At 61.9% G+C, this 22,231-nt stretch carries 17 protein-coding genes; 7 read left to right on the top strand and 10 right to left on the bottom strand.

Annotated elements, in window-relative coordinates:
- The first annotated feature begins 137 nt into the window (after nt 1–137).
- Complete coding sequence (locus tag AC1DUY_RS01075; protein ID WP_089264130.1) at nt 138–1,118, top strand: tripartite tricarboxylate transporter substrate binding protein; 981 nt, start codon at nt 138–140, stop codon at nt 1,116–1,118.
- Here the strand turns inward: AC1DUY_RS01075 and AC1DUY_RS01080 are convergent.
- The 5 genes from AC1DUY_RS01080 to AC1DUY_RS01100 all read right to left on the bottom strand — a co-directional run bounded on the left by AC1DUY_RS01080 (nt 1,115) and on the right by AC1DUY_RS01100 (nt 6,498).
- Complete coding sequence (locus tag AC1DUY_RS01080; RefSeq protein WP_478111725.1) at nt 1,115–3,175, bottom strand: carbamoyltransferase C-terminal domain-containing protein; 2,061 nt, start codon at nt 3,173–3,175, stop codon at nt 1,115–1,117. The two genes, AC1DUY_RS01075 and AC1DUY_RS01080, sit on opposite strands and share 4 nt — an antisense overlap.
- Nucleotides 3,176–3,336: 161 nt before the next feature.
- Nucleotides 3,337–4,695, bottom strand: coding sequence for a M23 family metallopeptidase (locus AC1DUY_RS01085; protein ID WP_093759081.1), 1,359 nt, complete (start codon nt 4,693–4,695; stop codon nt 3,337–3,339).
- Between the two features lie 91 nt (nt 4,696–4,786).
- Nucleotides 4,787–5,581, bottom strand: a complete 795-nt coding sequence (locus AC1DUY_RS01090) for a peroxiredoxin (RefSeq protein ID WP_478111727.1) — start codon at nt 5,579–5,581, stop codon at nt 4,787–4,789.
- 20 nt (nt 5,582–5,601) lie between these two features.
- Complete coding sequence (locus AC1DUY_RS01095) at nt 5,602–5,742, bottom strand: hypothetical protein (RefSeq protein ID WP_478111729.1); 141 nt, start codon at nt 5,740–5,742, stop codon at nt 5,602–5,604.
- Nucleotides 5,743–5,937: 195 nt separating this feature from the next.
- Nucleotides 5,938–6,498, bottom strand: coding sequence for a hypothetical protein (locus AC1DUY_RS01100; protein ID WP_478111731.1), 561 nt, complete (start codon nt 6,496–6,498; stop codon nt 5,938–5,940).
- On the opposite strand from AC1DUY_RS01100, the gene AC1DUY_RS01105 reads away from it, so the two are divergent.
- Nucleotides 6,454–9,687, top strand: coding sequence for a YhdP family protein (locus AC1DUY_RS01105; protein ID WP_478111733.1), 3,234 nt, complete (start codon nt 6,454–6,456; stop codon nt 9,685–9,687). The genes AC1DUY_RS01100 and AC1DUY_RS01105 overlap by 45 nt on opposite strands.
- A gap of 45 nt (nt 9,688–9,732) precedes the next feature.
- Here AC1DUY_RS01105 and AC1DUY_RS01110 read toward each other — a convergent pair whose 3' ends face one another.
- Nucleotides 9,733–10,476, bottom strand: coding sequence for an IclR family transcriptional regulator (locus tag AC1DUY_RS01110; protein WP_175368901.1), 744 nt, complete (start codon nt 10,474–10,476; stop codon nt 9,733–9,735).
- Nucleotides 10,477–10,714: 238 nt separating this feature from the next.
- Here AC1DUY_RS01110 and AC1DUY_RS01115 point away from each other — a divergent pair, with 238 nt between their 5' ends.
- Nucleotides 10,715–11,938 (top strand): ABC transporter substrate-binding protein, encoded by a 1,224-nt coding sequence (locus tag AC1DUY_RS01115; protein WP_175368902.1) that lies wholly within the window; start codon nt 10,715–10,717, stop codon nt 11,936–11,938.
- Nucleotides 11,939–12,043: 105 nt separating this feature from the next.
- Nucleotides 12,044–12,814, top strand: a complete 771-nt coding sequence (locus AC1DUY_RS01120) for an SDR family NAD(P)-dependent oxidoreductase (RefSeq protein WP_478111736.1) — start codon at nt 12,044–12,046, stop codon at nt 12,812–12,814.
- Nucleotides 12,815–12,889: 75 nt separating this feature from the next.
- Here AC1DUY_RS01120 and AC1DUY_RS01125 read toward each other — a convergent pair whose 3' ends face one another.
- From AC1DUY_RS01125 to tyrS, 4 genes are all read right to left on the bottom strand, one after another.
- Nucleotides 12,890–14,584, bottom strand: a complete 1,695-nt coding sequence (locus AC1DUY_RS01125) for a methyl-accepting chemotaxis protein (RefSeq protein ID WP_478111738.1) — start codon at nt 14,582–14,584, stop codon at nt 12,890–12,892.
- A gap of 176 nt (nt 14,585–14,760) precedes the next feature.
- The gene (locus AC1DUY_RS01130; RefSeq protein ID WP_093758416.1) at nt 14,761–16,455 is read right to left on the bottom strand and encodes a methyl-accepting chemotaxis protein; all 1,695 of its coding nucleotides are present in this window, start codon (nt 16,453–16,455) and stop codon (nt 14,761–14,763) included.
- Nucleotides 16,456–16,565: 110 nt separating this feature from the next.
- Entirely contained in the window at nt 16,566–17,783 is a 1,218-nt protein-coding gene (locus AC1DUY_RS01135; protein WP_478111740.1) for an MFS transporter, read from the bottom strand.
- A gap of 84 nt (nt 17,784–17,867) precedes the next feature.
- Nucleotides 17,868–19,118 (bottom strand): tyrosine--tRNA ligase, encoded by a 1,251-nt coding sequence (tyrS, locus tag AC1DUY_RS01140; RefSeq protein WP_478111742.1) that lies wholly within the window; start codon nt 19,116–19,118, stop codon nt 17,868–17,870.
- Nucleotides 19,119–19,273: 155 nt separating this feature from the next.
- Here tyrS and AC1DUY_RS01145 point away from each other — a divergent pair, with 155 nt between their 5' ends.
- From AC1DUY_RS01145 to AC1DUY_RS01155, 3 genes are all read left to right on the top strand, one after another.
- Nucleotides 19,274–20,383, top strand: coding sequence for an anhydro-N-acetylmuramic acid kinase (locus AC1DUY_RS01145; protein ID WP_478111744.1), 1,110 nt, complete (start codon nt 19,274–19,276; stop codon nt 20,381–20,383).
- A gap of 71 nt (nt 20,384–20,454) precedes the next feature.
- The gene (locus AC1DUY_RS01150) at nt 20,455–20,625 is read left to right on the top strand and encodes a hypothetical protein (protein WP_478111746.1); all 171 of its coding nucleotides are present in this window, start codon (nt 20,455–20,457) and stop codon (nt 20,623–20,625) included.
- A gap of 75 nt (nt 20,626–20,700) precedes the next feature.
- Nucleotides 20,701–22,227 (top strand): porin, encoded by a 1,527-nt coding sequence (locus AC1DUY_RS01155; RefSeq protein ID WP_478111748.1) that lies wholly within the window; start codon nt 20,701–20,703, stop codon nt 22,225–22,227.
- Nucleotides 22,228–22,231 lie beyond the last annotated feature (4 nt).

Consider the following 22,231-nt stretch of genomic DNA (forward strand, 5'->3'; position numbering starts at 1 on the left):
TCAATTCTGCGAGCTTCAGCAACTTAGAGCTTTGAAAGAGCTCCAAGGCGCGCAGGCGCTGTCTCCCGAGATGGTGCGTCGTCCCCTGGATGCGACTGAAACCAATGCGTTGCTCAAAAACAAAACGGGAGACAAATATGAAACGTCGTGACTTCATTGCCGGCCTCGGGGGCTTGTCGACGCTCGCTTTGACCGGTCAGGGTGTACGCGCGCAGGAAGCCTGGCCGAGCCGCAACATCACCATGGTCGTGCCATTTCCGGCTGGCGGGCAGGCCGACATCGCCGCGCGTCCGGTCGCGAGCTATATGCAGAAGGTCCTCGGCAAGCCGGTCATCATCGACAACCGCAGCGGCGCTGGCGGCTCGCTCGGCAACGCGACCGTTGCCCGCGCCCAGCCTGATGGGCATACGCTGCTGATGACGCTGTCGTCGCTTGCGGTGCTGCCCGAGTCGGATCGCATCTATGACCGGCCGGTCGCCTATGAGGTCGACCAATTGCAACCGGTCGCGCGCGTGCTCGCGGATCCGACCCTGTTCGCGGTGCCGGCTAGTGCGCCCTGGAAAACGATTCAGGAATTCGTCGCCGACGCCAAGGCGCGACCCGGAGCGATATCATACGGATCGTCGGGCCCGTTCGGTACGTTGCACGTCTCGATGGAGATGTTTGCGATCGCCGCTGGCATCAAGCTGCTCCACGTCCCTTATCGCGGCGCAACGCCTGCGATCAGCGATCTCCTGGGCGGCCAAATCCAGGCACTGGCCTCGGCGCCGGGCACGCTCAAGCAACATGTGGATGCCGGGACATTGCGTGTTCTCGCAAACTTCGGCGGCGAACGCCTCGCTGCCTTCCCGAATCTGCCGACGTTCAAGGAACTGGGCTATCCCGATGTCGAATTCTACATCTGGGCCGGCCTGTTTGCGCCGAAGGGAATGCCCGCACCGGTCGTGACCAAATTACGCGAGACCATGAAGCAGGCGATGAGCGATCCGGAAGTCACGAAGACGTTCGAGGCTGCCGGCAACATGCCCGCCTATCAGGATTCGGAAGAGTTCGCGGCGTTCGTGGCCAAGGACAGCGCGCGTCTGGTTGCCGTCGCAAGGAAGATCGGCAAGGTCTAACTGCGGCTGCGTGTCCACTCTGACAGCCAGGCCGTGAAGCGGCCGCTGTCGCGGGTGCCGCCATGCCAGGCGGCAGTCACCTGACCGTCGCTTGCAACCATCAGCACCACGTCGAGACCCGCCGAGCGGCGCAGGGTCTCGACGGCCTGCTGCGGCGTCTGTGCGATCGGGCCAGCGACGTTGAATGAGGTATTCACCGACAGCTCGACGCCGATATGGCGACCGAGTGCCTTGAGATAGGCATGAGTGAGAGGATCGTCCTCGGCGCGGACGATCTGGATACGTCCGGTGCCATCGGCATGGATAACGGCCGGAATTCTCTCCCGTGCATGCGGCTTCGATTGCGCCGTCAGCACCATGTAATTGTAGGCGTTGTAGTTCGCGTCAGACCCGCCCTCCAGCAAATCGAAATACTCGTGCGCCGCGTCAAGCGTCGCCATCGGCGCCAACGGGCGGATCGCCTCGCGATATTTCACGCGTTCATTGAGCCGTTCGCGCGTACCGGCGTCGCAGGGATTGGCGAGGATCGAGCGATGGCCGAGCGCACGTGGGCCGGTCTCCGCCGCGCCCTGATAAAGCGCGATGATGCCGCTCTGAGCGACCATGAAGGCCATCAGGTCGGCAATTGCATCGCAGCCCTCAGGCGTTGAGATATTGCCGATTGTCTGTGTCTTGATGTCGTCAGCCTGCAGTGCCGCGGTGATGTCGCTCTGTGTCGGCGCATCGCCGCAATAGAACGCGTGCGTCATCGCGGCGCCGCGTGGCGCGCCGATGAGATGCGCGAACATCCAGGCCGCGCCGATGGTCACACCGGGGTCGCCGGGTGTCGGTGGAATCCACAGATGCAGTCGTTTCGCGCGACCTTGCGCCTTCTGGAACCATGTTTCGTCGAAATGCTGCAGCAGTCGCATGTTGCCGAGCGCGTTCAGTGCCACGCCGCCGGTGAGCACCAGCCGATGCGCGCCGGTGGTGCGCAGTAGATGATCGACGACGTGCTTCATCGCATCTTCGAAGACGAGTTGCGTGGCCGCGGCCTTGTCGAGGCGATCCTGCGTATCCGGTCGATGCTGAATATCTTCGACGCGCAGCACGGCGTCCGGATTCCAGAGCTGATCTGGTTTGAGCGGCTCGCCGAGAATGTCGATCAGTGCTTGCTTGTAGGGTACTTCGAACGGATCGCAGTACCAGTTACCCATGGCGCGATTGAGCCGGACCTCGCCATCGGTGCCGAAGTCGAGCACCTCGCGCAAGCGTGCGTAGTATGGATTGCTGGCGCGATCCATGTCGCCCCAGGCAGCGGCGCCCATATAGCGGCCTTCGCTCGAGAGCCATGTCCAGCCGCCCTGCGTCGATGAGATCACGCTGTAGAACGCGCCGAGGGAGTCGAAGACGCTGTTGTTGCAATAGAGCTGCTGCATCTCCCCGTGCTCGGCGACATAGAGCGAGATCGAGCCCTGATCGCCGGTCCCGTCGAGGACGGCGATAGCGACCGGTTCGTCATCGGGGAAGGGCGATGCGGCAAAGGAGAACCAGGCGTGGTTGTCGTGATGGGGCATCATCAGCAGCGGGACACGCGCGGGCAGGCCGAATTGCTTGCGAAGCAGTTTCGGGGTCCGCGTCATCTGCTCCAACCGTCGTGCGTCGAAGCTGACGGAGTTCTTGGTGCGCAGCAGCTTCAATCCGTCGGGAAGTTCTTCGACGATGCTTCGCACCAGCGTGCCGAGCAGATCGGGATAGTCCCAGGTCGTCAGCCATGCATCGATATCGGCGACATCACGGCCCATCGCCTGCAGCGTGACGCGCATCGCATCGAGCGCGGCGCGCGGATATTGCGTGGTGTGCTTGTCGCCCGAGAATCGCTCTTCTTCGTTGTTGACGATGAGGCGCGGACCGTGAGCCTGCGTGACTTCGACCAGCGCCACGCCGGAATTGTGCGTGCCGGGCAGTCCGAGGCCGGCGAGCAGAATCGTTTCGCCGCGCGCCAGCTTGGCGCGGAGCTCCGAGATGCGACGGACCGTGAAATGGGAGTCGTTGGCGTGAAAACCTGCCAGCGTCATCGCCCAGGTCGCGACCCGACGTGTGGCGCGGAAACAGAACCGGCCGAGGCGGGGGAAACGGGGACCGATGCGTCGGGGGGATTTCAACGGGCTGCCTCGGATTGACGGAGACCCGCTTCAATCACATCAAGGGCAGGGCAACAATGCCCCGCATGCTGCAATTAGCCTGCGTTGAGGCGCACGCCGGCGCGGAGAAATTTCTGCGGGTCGACGGCCTCGCCGTCAATCCGGGTTTCATAGTGCAGATGCGGACCGGTGGAGCGGCCGGTCGAGCCCACTTGGCCGATCACCTGGCCGATCTTGATGACATCGCCGACCTTGACGTTGATCACAGACATATGGCCGTAACGGGTCGACAATCCGTTGCCATGGTCGATCTCGACCATGCGGCCGTAACCGCCGGCATAGGCCGCGGAAACGACGCGGCCGTTGGCCGTGGCGCGGATCGGGTCGCCCGTGGCGCCGCGGAAATCGAGGCCCGTATGCATTGCGGGGCGGCCGAGGAACGGATCGCTGCGCACGCCGAAGCCTGAGGTGAATTCAACTTCGCCGACGACCGGCTTGCGGTAGGGCACCAGCGCCATCGTCCGGTTGAGCTTGTCCATCTGCGCGCGGGTCACGTGGATGCGGTAGAGTTGGCGTTCGAACGGATCCGCGCTCGATGACAATTTGACCGGCACAAACGGGCCGCCCATGGGGGCGCGCGGTGTGGCGGATTCGAGTTTCGCCATATTGAGCCCGAGGTCCGAGATCGCGCCGCGCATGCGACGAACCTTCGAGTCCATGGATTCTTCAGCCGCGGCGAGTGTCGCAATCTGGCGGCTCTCGACCTGATCGAGCGAGGCCTGCAGGCGACCAATCACATTGTCGACGCCGCCGAGTTTGGCGAACTGGTTGGGTTGCTGGGCGGTGAGCGCAGGCGTGCGGGACTCAAGCCGCGCTTCGCGATCCGGCGGCGCCACGAAGGTCACCGTGTCGCTGATCGGCGACGGCTTGGGGATCGATGTCGTAGGCTCGATCGCGGCGCCACGGGCCGGCGGCTTGCCGATCGAACCTGTAACAGACAGATCGGGCATGGTGCCGAGCGCCGTGGCGCGCGATTCCAGTGTGGTCTGCCGGCGCATGACCTGATCGAGCTTCTGGTCGAACTGCTCCTGGTCCAGCATCTGGCGGCTGGTGGTCCGGTCGATCTTGGCGCGGAGTTCGGCGATGCGATCTTCGTAGGCATATTGCATGTCAGCCTGACGCGCGATGAGCTTGGTCAGCACGTCGTCGCGAAAGGCAAAGTAAGTGGCTGTGGCCGCAGACCATGCTCCCAGCACGGTCACCGTGCCGACGACGATCCAGAACACCACAGGTCCGATGCGGACCTGCTTGCCGCCATGAGCAATCGTATAGTCGCTTTGATTGGCTTTCGGGGGCGGCGCCTTGACCGGCCCGACGCGGCGCGCCTGTGGCCGTCCATGGTCATGTGCGTGGTGCTGAGGGTACTCGGCATATTGGGTAGGGCGGTTCGACATCAGCACTCCTGATGCCAGCCGGAGACTCGTCGGCTGGCTCAACGGAGGCGATTTGAGCCCTTCATGGTTAATTTTGAGCAAATGACATTGATCAAATCCGACGTGCCTCTTCGAGCACCGCGTCTGCGTGTCCGTCCACTTTGACGCTGTGCCAGATCTTCGCAACGTTGCCTTTTGCATCGATCAAAACCGTGGTGCGAAGAACGCCTTCGAAGGTCTTGCCGTACATGGATTTCTCGCCCCAGGCGCCATAGGCTTTCAGCATCGATTGTGTCGCATCCGACAGCAGCGGAACTCCCAGCGCGAACTTGTCGCGGAACGACTCCTGAGCCTTTAGCGGGTCGGCCGAGACGCCAAGCACGGCGGCGTTGGCTGCCTGAAAGTCGGCGGACAGGCGGGTGAAGTCGATGGCTTCCTTGGTGCAGCCCGGAGTGCTGGCGCGGGGGTAGAAGAAGATCACCAGCTTCTGGCCAGCATAGTCCGACAGCGAGACCGTGGCGCCGCCGTCACGGGGCAACTGGAAGGCCGGAGCCTTGGCCCCCTCGGCTGCGACACTAGGGGCCGGTGCGATTTTCTCGCGAGTTGCTTTCGGTGCCGCCACGGAGGGCGGCGCAGGCTCCGCAACTGCTTTGGGCGACGCCTTCGCGGCGATCGTCTTAGTCGCTGGAGCCTTTTTGGCGACAGGAGCCTTCGCGACTTTGGCGGCTGGCTTGGCTAGCGCCTTGGACACGGCTTTCGCCACAGGCTTGGCTTGCTTGGCGGCAGCCTTTTTGGCTGGGGACTTTGTTGCAGCCTTGGCAGGCTTCTTCGCCTTCGAGGGAGAAGCAGTCTTGGCCGTTTTCTTGGCGGCGGCCTTGGCGGGTTTCTTGCTGGCTTTCTTGGCCATGGATGTTCCTTTCTTCGCGTTCAGCGGTTCAATTGCGCGGCGGGCCCGACGAGGCGCTTGGCCGCAGTTTCCAGCGTCAATCCGGCTTTCGCGCCCGATGCGTTTTCTGCCACTGTACAGATGGCTCGTTTCGAGGGATTCTTGCGCGATTTCTTGGACATACGCCTTCCTTTCGTCGCTTTCAGCGGCTCAGTGTGATGACATTGCAAAGCACCGGCGATCGGGTGGCGGCACGTTGCGGTGCAAATGCGCTGGCCCAAATATGCTGGTCTCGGAGTATGGTTACAAAGGATTCGACGCAACACACGTTCCGTGCGCCATAGGGGCGCCGCAACGACCGCACGACGAGTTATAATTCAAACCGAGGATTGGCAGCGATGCCGGCAGAAAAGCGCTCGTCGGTTGTCGATGCGCGAAGGGCCGGTGACGATCATTCTCATAGTCAGCGCCAGCACCGAGAGGCAATGGCCAGAAATAAGCCGCCACAAGCGTATCGATCGCGCGCCGATGACGAGTCCTTGCAATGGGATGATGCCGATTGGGATCATCAGCATGACGAGGCCGGGCATCACCGTGCACGCCGCTTGTTGTCCAAGAAAGATAGTGGCTGGCACCGTTTCGGCGATCGGCTCGTTGCGGTTCGCGATTGGCTGTCCGGCGGTCGATGGGTCAAGCGGATCGCGGCTGTTCTTGGCATCCTTCTGATTATTTTTGGCGTTTGCTTTGGCGCCTTGTGGGTTCGGCTGGGCGCAGGCCCGATCAATTTCGACATGGCCACACCGTGGTTGGTCGAGGCGATCCAGGACAATATCGGGCAGGGTAATACGGTCGAAGTTGGCGGCACGCAGATCGAACGCGCCGGGCGGGTCCGGATGGCTGTGCGTATCCGCGACATTGTCGTCCGCGATCGTGATCACGCCGTCGTGGCCAGTGCTCCGAAGGCCGAAGTCCGTCTCTCTGCTGCTGCCATGATGATGGGCCGCTTGCGCGCCGAAAGCCTCAACCTGGTCGATGTCGTGCTGGCTGTGCGCATTACGCCGGATGGGCAGGTGACGGTGTCGACCGGCGAGAATGCTCGCCCGATTGCGACGGGTGTCGCATCGCCGCGCACACCAGGGTCGTGGCTCGGTCCGGGCAGACAACCGGAACTGACCTTCCCGCGGCAGCCGCAGCCGCCGATGGTCCAGATTCCGCAGCCCCCTGCTGACAAGCGCGAGGCATCCACCGGCTTGCTTGCGGGTCTCGATTGGCTCGACAGCCTGACCCTGTCGGGCCTCGACGGACAGAACCTCAACGAGATCGGTCTGAAGAACGGCAAGCTGGTGGTTGATGACCAGCAGCGCGGCAATACGTGGGACTTCAACAATATCAGCCTGACCCTGCGCCGACCGAGCGGCGGCGGCGTCATGATGACAGTGGGCGAAGGCGGCAAGGCCCCATGGACACTCGGCGTCACGGTCGGCGCGCCAGCCAATGGCGTGCGTGCGGTCAGTCTGCGCGCCGACAAGGTCTCGACCCGGAATATCCTGCTCGCGCTGCGCATGAAGGATCTGACTTACAGCGCCGATCTGCCGCTGACCGGTGAGTTGAGGGGCGAAATTGGGCGCGACGGCCTCCCGACCTATTTCCGCGGCAAGCTCACTGCAGGCGCTGGAAACATCATCGATAACGATACGCCTGATTATCCGATGCCGATCGATCAGGCGGAGCTGAGCGTCGAGTGGGATGCCGGCCGCCGTGTGCTGCTGGCGCCGTTCAAGTTCGTGTCCGGCGAGAACCGCATCACTTCGCTTGCCCATGTCGAGCCCCCCAATGGCGCGACCGACTGGTGGCAGGCAGGGATCAGCGGCGGCACCATCGTATTGGGTGGAGGTCCGGGCGAAGCGCCGCTGATCTTCAACAGCATCGACATCGGCTTGCGTTTCGATTCCGACAACCGCCGGGTTTTGCTGACGCGGGCGAATATCAGCAACGGCGAGATCGGGGTCGCCGGCACAGGCAGCATTGACTACGCGGGCGAGCCGCGCATGACCCTCGGCTTTGCGGGAACGCCGATGTCGGCCTCGGCGCTCAAGCGCATGTGGCCGATCCTGATCGTGCCTGAAGTGCGCGAATGGGTTACCGAACGCATCGAGGGCGGACAGCTTCAGAGCATCGAGATCGGGGTCAATTCGCCAACCAAGAACCTGACACGGCGCGGGCCGCCAATCCCCGATGAGGGGCTGTCGGTGAAGATCCTCGCCAATGGCGTGGCGCTACGTCCGGTGGATGGCATGCCGGTGATCCGCGACGGCGATTTGCGCGCGCGCGTAACGGGACGGACCGCGACCGTGACCATCGGTCAGGCAAACTCCGAGACCGCGGGCGGACGCAAGCTCAATCTCAGCGATATCGTGTTCGAAGTTCCGGATATGGCGCCGAAGCCTTCGCCGGCTCGCGTGCGTTTCAAACTGGAGGGACCGGTGGCGGCGGTGGCCGATGTCCTCAACTCCAACCGTCTGAGCGAAGTCACCGGCAACATGCTCGACCCGGCGACCACCAAGGGCAATGTGACCGCTCAGGTCGCCATGGGCATGCCGATCCAGCACGAACTGACCAAGGCCGATACGACCTACAACATCACCGCGGATCTGACGGCATTTTCCGCGGACAAGCTGGTGATGAACCAGAAGCTCGAAGCCAATTCGCTGAAGGTCACAGCGAACAATCAGGGTTATCAGGTCAAGGGTGACGTCAAGATCAACGGGCAGGCGGCATCGCTCGACTATCGCAAGCCGACCGATGGCGATGCCGATGTGCGTCTCAACGCGACGCTCGACGATGCAAGCCGCGCGCGGCTCGGTGTGGACCTCGGACCGGCGGTGGTCGGCAATCTCCCGATCAAGGTTGTCGGCAAGATTGGCTCCGGGGACCGTGACAGCAAGCTCGGGGTCGACGCCGATCTGACGCCGTTGAAGCTCGACAATATCCTGCCGGGCTGGATGAAGCTGCCCGGCAAGAGCGCTCGCGCTGTCTTCAACGTCGTGAAGAAGGGCGACACAACCCGTCTGGAAGACATCGTCGTCGATGGCGGTGGGGCTTCGATCAAGGGCTCCGTCGAAGTCGATCAGAACGGTGACCTCGTTGGTGTGAACTTCCCGACTTATTCACCGTCCGAGGGCGACAAGACGTCGTTGAAAGCTGACCGTGGTCCGGATGGCGTATTGAAAGTCACGATGCGTGGCGACGTGTTCGACGGTCGCGGCTTCCTGAAATCGGCGATTTCCGGCAAGGATGGGGATCCCAAGAGCAAAACCAAATCGGTCGACTTCGATATTGACGTGAAGCTCGGTGCTGTTGCCGGTTACTACGGCGAGGCGGTTCGCAGCGTCGATGCCAAGATTTCGCGGCGCAACGGCACGATCCAGAAATTCTCCCTGAGCGGAAAGCTTGGACGCGACACGCCGCTGACGGGCGATATGCGCGGACGCTCCCAAGGTGCGGGCCGTGACGTCATCTATATCGAGACCAACGATGCCGGCGCTTTCCTGCGCGCGACCGACACCTATTCCAAGATGTCGGGAGGCCAGCTTGCACTGGCGATGGATCCGCCGTCGTCGGATACCCGCGCCAAGGAAGGCCTGATCAACATCCGCGACTTCAACGTCAAGGGCGAGGCGCAACTGGCCAGCGTCGCCGGAGGCGGGCAGAACGCGGCGCAGAGCAGCGTCGCGTTCTCGCGATTGCGTGCCGAGTTTACGCGGCAGAACGGCCAGCTCACCATTCGGGACGGCGTTGTCAAAGGCCCGACCGTCGGTGCGACCATCGAAGGCAGCATCGATTACCCGCTCAACCAGGTTCGGATGAGCGGCACCTTTGTGCCGATGTATGGGCTGAACAACATGTTCGGCCAGATTCCGATTGTCGGATTGTTTCTCGGCGGCGGCAGCAATGAAGGCCTGATCGGCGTCACTTACGAAGTCGTCGGTACGCCCGGTGCGCCGGTGCTGCGCGTCAATCCGATCTCGGCCATGGCACCGGGCGTGTTCCGCAAGATCTTCGAATTCGGCACCGGCAAGCAGAACAATTCGGTCGAATTCCCGAACCAGAACAACAACAGCAACTAACGACGTCTGTGGCTCAAGCGCAGCGCTCGCCGCGTTGTGCGGGGCTTAGCTTGACGCGAGTTCGGATGCGAATCTCTGTATCAGCTTCTGGATGATGGCTGCCGTTTCGGGACGTCGTGTCAGGCAGCGCGACGTCGGACCGGCAACCACGAGCGACAACCGGCGATGTTGCACCGGCAAGGGCACGGCGACGCCCGCGAGGTCAGCGATATATTCCGATGAACTTTGCTGATAGCCGCGCTCGGCCGCCTCTCTGAGTTCGTCCTCGATCGCCTCTGCCGTTGTCGGTGTCGTGTGGGAGAAGGCTTCGAACTTGATCTTGCGATAGATCGCCTTGCGTTCCTCGGGCGAATGCTGCTCGAGAATGGCGCGGCCCACCGAACTCGCATGGACCGGAACGCGGTCGCCTATCTGCGCGAAGTAGCGCACCGAATGCGTGGACTCGACGACGTCCAGGAAGATTGCTGACGTTCCGGCGAGGGCGGCGACGCCGGTCGTTTCGCCGGTCTGGTCGGCGATTTCGGTCACCAGCGCATGGGCCGCGTCCGGGAGCGGCTCGGCATCTGCGACAGCGCGGGCAAGCATTAGCCAGCGGGGGCTGGGATAGTAGCCGTTGCGCGCACGGGGCTCATAGAGCCAGCCCTTGTCGGCGATGGTGCCGACGAGATTGAACGTACTGGAGCGCGGCCAGCCGAGGTCGTCCGAAATTTCGGCGAGCGTTGCGGGGCGTTTGCGCCGGGCGAAATACTCCATCAGTTCCAGGACGTTGGCAGCTTGTCTGACCAGCATTGAAATTCTCGTTCTTCCATTTGGGCACGCCACGAATGGCGAACTGTCCGCGTTTCCGCACGGTCTGGTTGGCCTCTGTATCGCTGAAATGGCTTTGAAAGCCATCCACATCGACAACGCTGGTCTTGACTTACAATTCACGTATAGGTCTTATAAATTCATAAACAAGAATTATTCACGTGATCGCTGGGCTGGCGTCTTGCCAGGTGAATCATGGAATTTGTCAGGGGAGGAATAGATGACCATTCGCAATACTGTTGCCGTGTCAGCCGTGGCGCTGTCGCTCGGATTGCTGTCCGCGCCGATGGCGTCGGCGCAGACGCCGGTGAAACTCGGCGTCCTCGCCGATATGTCCGGCATCTTCTCGGACATCGGCGGCATGGGCTCGTTCGACGCCACCAAGATGGCTGTCGAGGATTTCAACAAGCTTCCGGGCGCCGACAAGTTCAAGGTCGAGGTGATCCAGGGCGATCCGCAGAACAAGCCGGACATCGCGCGCAACATCGCGCGCAAGTGGTACGAGACCGAAGGCGTCGACGTCCTCGTCGACATTCCGACCAGCGCCACCTCGCTGGCTGTCGCGCCGCTCACAGCGGAGCTCAACAAGGTCGCGCTGTTCACGGCATCAGGCACGTCGGACCTGACGGGCAAGGCCTGCACGCCGAACTCGGTGCATTGGACCTATGACACCTGGGCACTGGCGCACGGCACGGCCGACGCCATGACCAAGGCCGGCGGCAAGAGCTGGTTCTTCCTTACTGTCGACTTCGCGCTGGGCGCTTCGCTAGAGCGTGATGCTACAGCCGTCATCAATGCCAATGGTGGCAAGGTGCTCGGCAGCATCAAGCACCCGACCGATTCGAACGATTTCGCGTCCTATCTGCTGCAGGCGCAGGCCTCCAAGGCCGAGGTCATCGCACTGGCGAATGCCGGCGGCGATACCATCAAGGCGATCAAGCAGGCGTCTGAATTCGGTATCGTGCAGGCGGGCCAGAAGCTCGCCGGCATGCTGATGTTCATTTCGGATATCCACTCTCTCGGTCTCAACACGGCGCAGGGCCTGCAGCTCACTGAGGGCTTCTACTGGGATCTGAACGAGCAGACCCGCACCTTTGGCGAGCGGTTCGCCAAGCGCAACAACGGTCGCTATCCCAGTATGAACCAGGCCGGCGCCTATTCGGCGTCGCTCACCTATCTGAAGGCGGTCGCCAAGGTTGGCTCGCCGAAGGATGGCGCGGCGGTCGTGAAGGCGATCCGCGAGATGGGTACGTTCGACGATCCGCTGTTCGGCAAGACCACGCTGCGTGAAGACGGCCGCGTGCTGCACGACATGTATCTGCTCCAGGTCAAGAAGCCCGCTGAGTCGAAGAAGCCGTACGATTATTACAATGTTTTGGCGACGATCCCGGCCGACACGGCCTTCCGTCCGCTCAAGGACGGCGGTTGCCCGCTGATCAAGTAACGGCTGCAGCAACGAACGATGAGAACGCGCAGATGTCGGTGACCCCGCGCTGCGCGTTTTTCTTTTTCTGAACCGCGATATCAAAACCATCACAAGGACAACAGAATGCGTCTCGCCAATAAACTCGCCGCCGTCACCGCTGCTGCATCGGGCATGGGACGCGCCGGCGTCGAACTGTTCCTCAAGGAAGGCGCCAAGGTCGCCGCCATTGACGTCAATGCGGACGCGCTCGCGCAGCTCAAATCCGACATGAAGAAGCTGGGTTATGAGCTCACCACCATCGAGGCCGATCTGTCGAAAACCGAACAGATGAAGAGTTCAATCAATGACGCCGCGGCAGCGCTCGGCGGCATCGATATCCTGTGGGCCCATGCCGGCACGCCGGGCCCGGCCGGCGTCGAGAATCTCGACCTCACGGCCTATGAATTTGCGATGGCGCTCAACGTCACCTCGGCGACGCTGGCGGCCGGCGAAGTGATCAAGCACATGCGCAAGCGCGGCGGCGGCTCGGTGATCTTCACCTCGTCGGTCTCGGGCATTGTCGGCTCCATGATGAGCCCGATCTATTCGGCTGCTAAGTTCGCTGTGGTCGGCCTCACCAAGTCACTGGCACAGGCATTCGCTTCCGATCAAGTCCGCGTCAACGTGATCTGCCCGGGTCTTGCGGATACGCCGATGAAGCTCGGTTTCACCGGCCGCTCGGGCGTCGCAGCGGAAGCTGCGGCCAACGAGGCCAAGCTTTTGGCGGCGGTGCCCATGGGCCGTCTCTGCAAGGCCGAGGATGTGGCGCATGCCGCGCTGTGGCTTGGTTCGGACGATGCTTCCTTTATCACGGGCGTTGCGCTGCCGGTGGACGGCGGCTTCACCGCGCGTTGATCGGCAGTCACTCCTAAAATAGCAAAGGGCGCAGTCATTGCTGACCGCGCCCTTCGTGCTTGAGGGATATCTGCGTCAGGCGGCGCGAACGCCGGCGAGGAAGGTTTTGACTTCGCCGGACAGTTGCTCGGCCTGTTTCGACAGGCCGGTTGCCGCACTCAGCACCATGCCCGCAGCGTTGCCGGTCTCGTGCGCTGCCGAGCTGACACCGCCGATATTGGTAGTGACGTTCTGGGTCGCCTGCGCCGTCTGCGTCACGTTGCGAGCAATTTCCGCAGTCGCCGTACCTTGCTCCTCGATAGCAGAGCCGATCGTGGTGGCGATGGCGCTGACTTCTTCGATCGTGGCGGTGATGCCCTGAATTGCGTCGACGGCTTCCTTGGTTGCGCTCTGGATCTGCGCGATGCGGGTGCTGATCTCCTTGGTGGCATCGGCAGTCTGGCCGGCCAGGCTCTTTACCTCGGTGGCGACCACAGCAAAGCCACGGCCGGCATCGCCGGCACGTGCAGCTTCGATGGTGGCGTTCAACGCGAGCAGATTGGTCTGGGCGGCGATGGTCTGGATCAGTTCGACAACATGTTCGATCTGCTGCGCGCCATCGGCCAGCGCGCGCACGATGGTGTCGGTGCGGCGTGCACTATCCACCGCGTGCGACGTGATCTTGGCGGACTGGGCCATCTGGCGGGCGATCTCGGTGATCGAGGACGACAGTTCTTCGGCGGCAGATGCGACTGTCTGAACGCGTGTGCTGGCTTCGGTCGCAGCCGAACTCACCATCGTGGCCTGCTGGTTGGTCCGGTCGGCCGTCCCCGTCATGGACTGTGCGGTGGCTTCGAGCTCGGTCGAACCCGACGCCATCAGTCCGACCAGCTGGCCGACGGATGCGTCGAAGCGATTGGCGAGAGCGATCAGCGCATCGCGCTTTTCGGCTTCGCTGAGGCTTTTCATTTTGGTCTGCTCGGCCTCGAGGGAGCGCGCCGTCAGCGATGTCTGGCGCAGCATCTCCAGCGTTTCCGCCATGCGGCCGATTTCGTCGCCGCGATCAGTCTCCTCAACCTTGGCGTCGAGCGCGCCATTGGCGATGTCATGCATGCGTGACTGCAACCGGCGCAGTGCGCCCAGAATGTCGCTGGAAATCAGCCAGGACAGCAGCGCCATCAGCGCGAGGACGCCAGCACCGATAGCGCCGAGGCGCATCAGCAGCGCATTCATGTCGGCATCGAGGTCGTCCACATAGACGCCGATGCTAATGACGACGTTCCACGGCGCAAATTTGCGCGCGAACACGACTTTCGGCCGAGGCTCATCCTGTCCAGGACGTGGATACAGATAGGTCGCGGTCGCACCTTCAGGCTTGCTGTTGGCGGCGGCGATGACGGCGGAGGCGATCAGGACGCCATTGGAATCCTTGCCGTTGGTGATGGTGCCTTCGAGCTTCGGCAGCGTGCCGTGGACCATCACGGTGGAGTCGGCGCGATAGGCGAGCACGTAGCCCTGTCCCTTGTCGAACAACATGCGCCGGCTGCGCAGGCGAAGCTGATCTTCGGCTTCGGGCAACTTCATCTTGCCCGCTTCAACTTCGTCCTGGAGCGATTGCGCGAGGCCAGTGACAAGATCGACGGCGGTGCGGAGCTGCAAAATCCGATCCTCCATCATCCGCTTCTGACTAAGCGAAGCGGCGACCGCGATGACGGCGCAGACCGCAATGGCAGAGACCGCGACCATGCTGACGAGCTTGGTGCGGATCGTGAAGTTACTGAGCAGACTCATCTGGACCTCGGCGTGAGAGTGGCCAGACAATGATACCGTCAATCTGCTTACCAATGGTAAATCACGGGTTGCAATGCATCCCTTTCAGCATGTGCCGCTGCGTCAGGTCCTGAAATGAAAAAGGCGCAGTCATTGCTGACTGCGCCTTTCATTCAATGGGGTTTAGTTCGTCATGCTTAGGCAGCCCGCACGCCGGCGAGGAACGTCGTGACTTCGCCAGACAATTGCTCGGCCTGCTTCGATAGGCCGGAAGCAGCGTTGAGCACCATGCCGGCAGCGTCGCCGGTCTCATGCGCGGCAGCGCTGACGCCGCCAATATTGGTAGTGACGTCCTGCGTAGCCTGCGCCGTCTGCGTCACGTTGCGGGCGATCTCCGCGGTCGCGGCACCTTGCTCCTCAATGGCGGAGCCGATCGTGGTGGCGATGGCGCTGACCTCTTCGATCGTCGCAGTGATGCCCTGGATCGCGTCGACCGCTTCCTTGGTCGCACTCTGGATCTGCGCGATGCGGGTGCTGATTTCCTTGGTGGCGTCGGCGGTCTGACCGGCAAGGCTCTTCACTTCGGTCGCGACGACGGCGAAGCCGCGGCCTGCATCACCGGCGCGGGCGGCTTCGATCGTGGCATTTAGCGCCAGCAAGTTGGTCTGGCCGGCAATCGTCGAGATCAGTTCTACGACATGCTCGATCTGCTGCGCGCCGTCAGCGAGGGCGCGAACGATGGTATCGGTGCGGCGGGCGCTATCGACGGCGTGGGTGGTGATCTTGGCCGACTGCGCCATCTGACGCGCGATCTCGGCGATAGACGATGACAGTTCCTCGGCGGCGGCGGCGACCGTCTGCACGCGGGTGCTGGCTTGCAAGGCGGCAGTGTTGACGATGCCGGCCTGGTCATTGGTGCGGGCGGCGGTGCCGCTCATCGACTGCGCGGTGGCTTCGAGTTCGGTGGAACCGGATGCCATCAGGCCGACCAACTGGCCGACCGAGGAGTCGAAACGATCGGCGAGGGCAATCAGCGCATCGCGCTTCTCGGCTTCACTCATCTGTTTCAACTTGGCCTGCTCGGCTTCGAGGGAGCGGGCGGTCAGCGAGGTCTGGCGCAGCATTTCCAGCGTTTCGGCCATGCGGCCGATTTCGTCGCCGCGATCGGTTTCGCCGACGTTCTCGTCCAGCGCGCCATTGGCAATGGCGTGCATACGTGCCTGTAGCCGACGGAGTGCGCTCAGGATGTCGCTGGCCATCAGAAAGGACAGCAGTGCCATCACAGCGAGGACGCCGGCGCCGAGTGAGCCGAGGCGGACGAGGAGAGCATTCACGTCGGCGTCGAGGTCATCGATATAAAGGCCGGTGCTGAAGGTGATATCCCATGGGGCATAGTAACGAGCAAAGACCATTTTGGCGGTCGGCTCGGTCTGGCCGGGACGCGGATAGAGATAGTAAGTGCTGCCGCCATTGGCGGTCTGGCGTGCGGCGTCGATGATTGCTCTGGAGATCAGGATGCCATTGGAATCCTTGGCGCCCGTGTTCTTGTCTTCCAGCTTCGGGTTGCCGGCATTCACCAGGAGAACGCCATCAGGTTTGTAGGCGACGAGATAGCCTTGCTTGTTGCCGAAGGTCATGTTGCGAGCCAGTTGGCGATAGCGCATCTGGGCGTCAGCCAGGGTGATCTTTCCGGCCGCAATTTCTTCCTGCATGCTGTCGGCCATGCCGACCATCAGGTCGACCGCGGTATGGAGCTGTTCCATCCGATCCTGCTGCATGCGCTTCTGGCTCAGCGAAGCGGCCACCGCGATGATAGCGCAAATAGACGCAGCAGAAACCAGCACCATGCTGGTGAGCTTGGTGCGAATGGTGAAACGGCTAAGCAAACTCATGTCGACCTCTGATCGGAGCACTACTGGCAAAGAGATACCAGCGAGTCGCTTACCAATCGTGAAAGCTGACAAACTCAATGAGTTCGCTGTGCGAACGCATGTGTAGCGATTTAGCGGCGCAAGGCAGGGACGACGAGAAACGGGATCATGCCGATCACGACGCTGATCAAGGCAAAGGCGAGCAGCGCGTTATAGCTCTGGGTCCAGTCATGCAGCAGGCCGCCGGTCCATGAGCCAAGTGCCGCTCCGAGCCCGCTGCCGAAGGTGATCGTCCCATAAATGGTGCCCATCCGTTTGCCGCGAAAGATCTTCATGGCGGTCGCTGACAGCAGCGGGCCGCGCGATCCGATCATGCTGCCGAAGCAGACGACGAAGCCGGTGAGCAGCGCGTAGTTCGGATACCATTGCAGCAGCCACAGCATCACGATGCCGAGGATCGACATTGAATAACTGAACAGGATCGACGGCCGTCGACCGATCACGCCGTCGAGCCAGCTGACGCCGATCATGCCGAACAGCAGCGCTATGCCGCTGAAGCCCCAAGCCGTCGCTGCTTGCAGAGGCGGGAAGCCGACATCGACGAGATAGGCGACCACTTGCGGCGTGATTGCAAACATGCCGATGGCAGTGAAGAAGAATGTGCCGAATAGCGCCCAGAATGCGTGATGGCGCATGGCGCCGACCAGTGTCCATCCTTCGTCGATGATGTCGTCGTGCTTCTCTGATTCATCGAGATGCGGCGACCCCGCGCTGATCTTACGCCAAGGCAGCAATATGGTGGGTACCAGCAGGGCCAGCGCGATCATGCCGAAGGTGCGGTAGGCGCCACGCCACTCGATGTGATCGATCAGAAGCTGGGCAAGCGGCAGCATCACCAGGACGCCTGCGCCGGTGGCGGAATAGAAAACCGACATTGCCAGCGGCAGTCGCTTGCCGAACCAGCGTCCCAGCAGCAGCGCATTCGGGACGTTGCCGATGCAGGCGACGGCAAAGCCGAAACAGGCACCGAGGGCGAGCTGAAACTGCCACAGGTGCTGGGCATAGGCGGCGGCCAGCAACGAAAGTCCAAGGACCGAAAGGCCGACGACGAATACCGTGCGCGGCCCCGAGCGATCGAACAGCCGGCCGATCAATGGAGATGACAGGCCGACGCACAGCGCCGTCAACGAATAGATCGAAACGACTTCGCTACGGTCCCAGCCGAATGATTGTGAAATCGGCAGCAGGAAGACCGAGAAACTCTCCTGCAGTCCCCGGCCGAACAGCGCAAAGGTGAAGCTGAGGCCGAGGACCGATAGTCCGATGCGTTGCGACGACTTCAAATCCATCTGGCTCTTCTTCACGGCGTTTGCGACAGCTGCGCCATGGAGCGCGTTTCACCGTGCATGAACAAGTGCGCTGGATGAATGTGGCTATGCAGGCTTGAGCAGGATGTGCCGCTTCTTCCCGAGCGAGAGCTTGATGACGCCTTCCGTCAGCAGCGCGGGAGTCAGCATCATCTTTTCGTCGGTCACCGCAACATCGTTGACGCGCAAGCCACCGCCCTTGATCTGCCGCCGCGCTTCGCCGTTCGACGCGACGAAACCGGCATTGACGAAGGCCGCGAGGACACCGATGCCTGCTTCAAGTTCAGCTTGCGGAATATTGACGGTCGGCAAGCTGTCGGCGAGCCCGCCTTCCTCGAAGGTCTTGCGTGCCGTCTCCGCAGCGGCATTTGCTGCATCGCGACCGTGCACCACGGCCGTCGCTTCGGTGGCGAGAATCTTCTTCGCCTCGTTGATCTCCGAACCGCCCAAGGCCGCGAGCTTGGCGATTTCGTCGAGGGGCAGGCGCGTGAAGACCTTGAGGAAACGGCCGACGTCTGCATCTTCGGTGTTGCGGAAGTACTGCCAGAAGTCATAGGGACTGAAGAGATCGCCATTGAGCCAGACGGCGCCGGAGGCCGACTTGCCCATCTTCTCGCCAGATGACTTGGTGAGCAGCGGCGTTGTCAGTGCGTAAAGCTGCGGGCCGCCCATGCGGTGGCTGAGGTCGACACCGTTGATGATGTTGCCCCACTGATCGGAGCCGCCCATTTGCAGTAGCGTGCCATAGCGGCGGTTGAGCTCGACGAAGTCGTAGCCCTGCATGATCATGTAGTTGAATTCAAGGAAGGACAGCGACTGGTCGCGGTCGAGGCGCAACTTCACGCTGTCGAAGGACAGCATGCGGTTGACCGAGAAGTGGCGGCCGACATCGCGCAGGAATTCGACATAGTTCAACTTCAGCAGCCAGTCGGCATTGTTGACCATCAGTGCGTCGGTCGGGCCGTCGCCATACGCCAGCATCTTGCCGAAGATCTTCTTGATGCCTTCGATGTTCTCCGCGATCTTCTCGACCGTTAGCAATTGTCGCTGGTCGTCCCGGAACGACGGGTCGCCGACCATCGAGGTGCCGCCACCCATCAGCGTGATTGGGCGATGGCCGGTCTGCTGAAACCAGTACAGCATGGTCACCGAGATCAGATTGCCGATATGCAGGCTGGTCGCCGTGGCGTCATAGCCAACATAAGCCGTGACCGGTCCCTTGCAGCAGGCGGCGTCCAGCGCCTCGGCATCCGAGACCTGATGGATCAGGCCGCGGCTCTGCAGGACGTTGAGAAAATCGGACTTGTAGGTGGTCATCGGTTTACGGCTCGGTTGGATAATTTTACGCTGTCTCAATGGATTGGCGGCAAGGTGGGGGCGTGCTGGCTGCCCCAAAGTGCCTGTGGCATTATAAGATTGGACGCTTCGACACAAGTTTTGACCGGAAATGAGGGCTTTGCCGTGTGCCTGATATGCTGACCGCGATCGGACTAATGAGCGGAACCTCGCTGGACGGGGTCGATGTCGCCCTGATCGAGACTGATGGCGAACGGGTCGGGTCGTTTGGCCCGTCGGGGTATCGGCCATATAGCGAGGCTGAGCGTGCCGTGTTGCGCCAGGCGCTGGCTGAGGCCGTGCAACTGAGCCGGCGCGATATCAGACCGGGCAGTCTGGCCGAGGCGGAGCGGGTGGTTACATCGGTCCATGCTGAGGCGGTCGAGGCGTTTCTGACTGATCATGGCATCGCACGAGGCAGCATCGACATCATCGGCTTTCACGGCCAGACCGTGCTGCATCGTCCCGCCGATCGACTCACCGTGCAGATTGGCGATGGGGCGAGTCTTGCCGGGATGCTCGGCCTGCCGGTGATCCACGACCTGCGCGCGGCTGATGTGGCTGCGGGCGGGCAGGGAGCGCCGCTGGTGCCGGTCTATCACCGTGCGTTGGCGCAGGGACTGCATCGTGACGGGCCCATTGCTGTGGTCAATATCGGCGGCGTGTCCAATGTGACTTACATTGACGGCGACATCGCGTTGATTGCCTGCGACACCGGTCCGGGCAATGCGCTGCTCGATGATTTCGTGTTGCGTGCAACGGGGCAGCCGTTCGATGCGGATGGCGCACTGGCGGCGCAGGGCCGTGTCGATGACGCGTGGATCGCAAGGGGGTTGCAGAATCCGTTCTTTGCGGCAGCGCCGCCGAAGTCGCTTGATCGCAATCACTTCGCTGCATTGCAACTGAGCGATACGACTCCGGCTGATGGTGCAGCGACACTGACGGCGTTCACCGCGGCGACCATCGCCAGCATTGCGCCGCTGTTACCGAAGGCGCCGCGCAGCTGGATCATCACTGGCGGCGGCGCACGCAATCCGACGATGCTGCGCATGCTGCGGGAGCGATTGCCGTCCGCCAGCGTCGAGAGTGCGAATGACCTGGGCTGGTCGGCCGATGCGATGGAAGCGCAGGCCTTCGCGTTCCTGGCGGCGCGCTCGCTTGCGGGCTTGCCGTTGAGCTATCCGGCAACGACTGGTGTGCCGGAGCCGATGACGGGCGGTGTGAGAGCGGACTACCTCGCGAGCTAGTGCGAAGTTCGCCATAGCTAAGGCGATTCGACTCACTCAACGAATCAGGTTGATCGCGAATAACGGCGTCGATGCCTGTGGCAGTCGGCAAGCTGCCGCGGACACGGATGCGTGATGGCATCATTAAATCTCGTGATAAGTTCGGTACGGAAATGCCGCGGCTTGCCGATTATGTTGCCGAAAGCACACAGCCGGAAAATGATGCTGCGACAATCGACCGCGCGCATTGTTTCGCAACATGATCTTCCACAACTCTGCCTCATGAATGGCACGCCCGGGGCAATCGCGCGTGCCGATACGATCGGTACGGAGGCGACATGATCACCACGATGAAGCAAATGATACTTGGTTCCGCTGCAGCGTTGCTGGCAGCGAGCACTGCCCAGGCGGCGGACCTTCCGGTGAAGGCCAAGGCTGTCGAATACGTGAAGATCTGCTCGATCTACGGTGCCGGCTTCTACTACATCCCGGGCACTGACACTTGCATCAAGATCGGCGGCGCGATCCGCCTTGATACGACTTTTAACGGTGGCCCGTACGACGCGCCGTTCTGGCAGGGTGGCGCCGGCGGCAACAATCTCTGGACCAAGGATAACTTCCTCACACGCGAGCGTATCAACATCACGACCGATACGCGCACGGCGTCCGAATACGGCGTGGTGCGTACATATGCGAACATGCAGCTCGACTTCACGCAGAACCGCGACAGCATCGCCGGCGGCTTCACAGAAGTGGATTTCGCATTCATCCAGTTCGCCGGATTCACCTTCGGTAAGGCTGTGTCGAACTTCGATCCGCAATGGGCGCTGACCAAACCCTGGATCTCATCGGGCTTCCTTGCGGGTTCGAGCAATACGACCGGCATTCCCCAAATCGCTTACACAGCTGAATTTGGCAACGGTTTCTCGGGCACCATCGCGCTCGAGAATGCGTCGCCCTATCGCAATGCTGGCCTCTACAATACCGCGACCTTCATCGTCGCGCCGGGCGCGGGGTCGTTCACCGGTGCCTTCTACGGCACCAATTCGAACACGTTCTTCGGCAACGCCACGGGCGGCAACCATATTCCTGATGTCGTCGGCAACCTTCGGCTCGATCAGAAGTGGGGCTCGCTGCATTTCGCTGCGGCCATGCACACATCCACGGCCGGCTTCTACGGGGCTAACGAATCCTTCGGACATCCTGACGATGTCTACGGCTTTGCCGTCAGCGGCGCGGTGGAATTCAAGGTCTTGCCGACCGGTGCAAACGACAGCCTGAAGATCGAAGCGTCTTATGCCAAGGGCGCTGCGCGTTACGCCTTCACCGGCGGCTCGCTCGAAACGTCCGGCGGCGGTCGTTTTGCCAAATTCGATGGCAACACGGTTGGCTTCGGCTACGTGCTCGACGGTGTGTATTCGCCGGGAAGCTCGATCCAGCAGAGCGATGCCTGGGAAGTCAGTGCCTTCTATGAGCACTACTGGAACACGGCATGGCGCACCTCGGTGTTCGGCAACTACAGCCATATCTCCTATGGCGATGCCGGCAACGCGATGCTCGCCGCGGCATTCAGCCCGGCCGGCGGTCGCCTGGGAACGAGCAGTTCGTCCAACCCGGGCTCTACGGCTGGCAGCATTACCGGCACGACCAATAATTTTGATTTCGGAATTGCCCAGGTCGGTACACGTACTGCATGGACCCCCGTCAAGAACCTGACCCTGTCGGCTGAATTCACCTATAGCCGCCTCGATCAGAATCTCGACGGCACCTATACCGGCACGGCAACTGGCAAGCCCAATCAGGCCTACCAGATCAAGGATCAGAATCTTTACAACGGCTCGGTCCAGATCCTGCGCTCGTTCTGATCCC

Source organism: Tardiphaga sp. P4_G1, assembly GCF_056401215.1.

What these genes read in the sequence shown, in the direction of transcription:
- AC1DUY_RS01075 (WP_089264130.1), top strand. Translation starts at nt 138, where the DNA reads ATGAAACGTCGTGACTTCATTGCCGGCCTCGGGGGCTTGTCGACGCTC.
- AC1DUY_RS01080 (WP_478111725.1), bottom strand. Translation starts at nt 3,175, where the DNA reads ATGACGCTGGCAGGTTTTCACGCCAACGACTCCCATTTCACGGTCCGT.
- AC1DUY_RS01085 (WP_093759081.1), bottom strand. Translation starts at nt 4,695, where the DNA reads ATGTCGAACCGCCCTACCCAATATGCCGAGTACCCTCAGCACCACGCA.
- AC1DUY_RS01090 (WP_478111727.1), bottom strand. Translation starts at nt 5,581, where the DNA reads ATGGCCAAGAAAGCCAGCAAGAAACCCGCCAAGGCCGCCGCCAAGAAA.
- AC1DUY_RS01095 (WP_478111729.1), bottom strand. Translation starts at nt 5,742, where the DNA reads ATGTCCAAGAAATCGCGCAAGAATCCCTCGAAACGAGCCATCTGTACA.
- AC1DUY_RS01105 (WP_478111733.1), top strand. Translation starts at nt 6,454, where the DNA reads ATGGCTGTGCGTATCCGCGACATTGTCGTCCGCGATCGTGATCACGCC.
- AC1DUY_RS01110 (WP_175368901.1), bottom strand. Translation starts at nt 10,476, where the DNA reads ATGCTGGTCAGACAAGCTGCCAACGTCCTGGAACTGATGGAGTATTTC.
- AC1DUY_RS01115 (WP_175368902.1), top strand. Translation starts at nt 10,715, where the DNA reads ATGACCATTCGCAATACTGTTGCCGTGTCAGCCGTGGCGCTGTCGCTC.
- AC1DUY_RS01120 (WP_478111736.1), top strand. Translation starts at nt 12,044, where the DNA reads ATGCGTCTCGCCAATAAACTCGCCGCCGTCACCGCTGCTGCATCGGGC.
- AC1DUY_RS01125 (WP_478111738.1), bottom strand. Translation starts at nt 14,584, where the DNA reads ATGAGTCTGCTCAGTAACTTCACGATCCGCACCAAGCTCGTCAGCATG.
- AC1DUY_RS01130 (WP_093758416.1), bottom strand. Translation starts at nt 16,455, where the DNA reads ATGAGTTTGCTTAGCCGTTTCACCATTCGCACCAAGCTCACCAGCATG.
- AC1DUY_RS01135 (WP_478111740.1), bottom strand. Translation starts at nt 17,783, where the DNA reads ATGGATTTGAAGTCGTCGCAACGCATCGGACTATCGGTCCTCGGCCTC.
- tyrS (WP_478111742.1), bottom strand. Translation starts at nt 19,118, where the DNA reads ATGACCACCTACAAGTCCGATTTTCTCAACGTCCTGCAGAGCCGCGGC.
- AC1DUY_RS01145 (WP_478111744.1), top strand. Translation starts at nt 19,274, where the DNA reads ATGCTGACCGCGATCGGACTAATGAGCGGAACCTCGCTGGACGGGGTC.
- AC1DUY_RS01150 (WP_478111746.1), top strand. Translation starts at nt 20,455, where the DNA reads ATGCCTGTGGCAGTCGGCAAGCTGCCGCGGACACGGATGCGTGATGGC.
- AC1DUY_RS01155 (WP_478111748.1), top strand. Translation starts at nt 20,701, where the DNA reads ATGATCACCACGATGAAGCAAATGATACTTGGTTCCGCTGCAGCGTTG.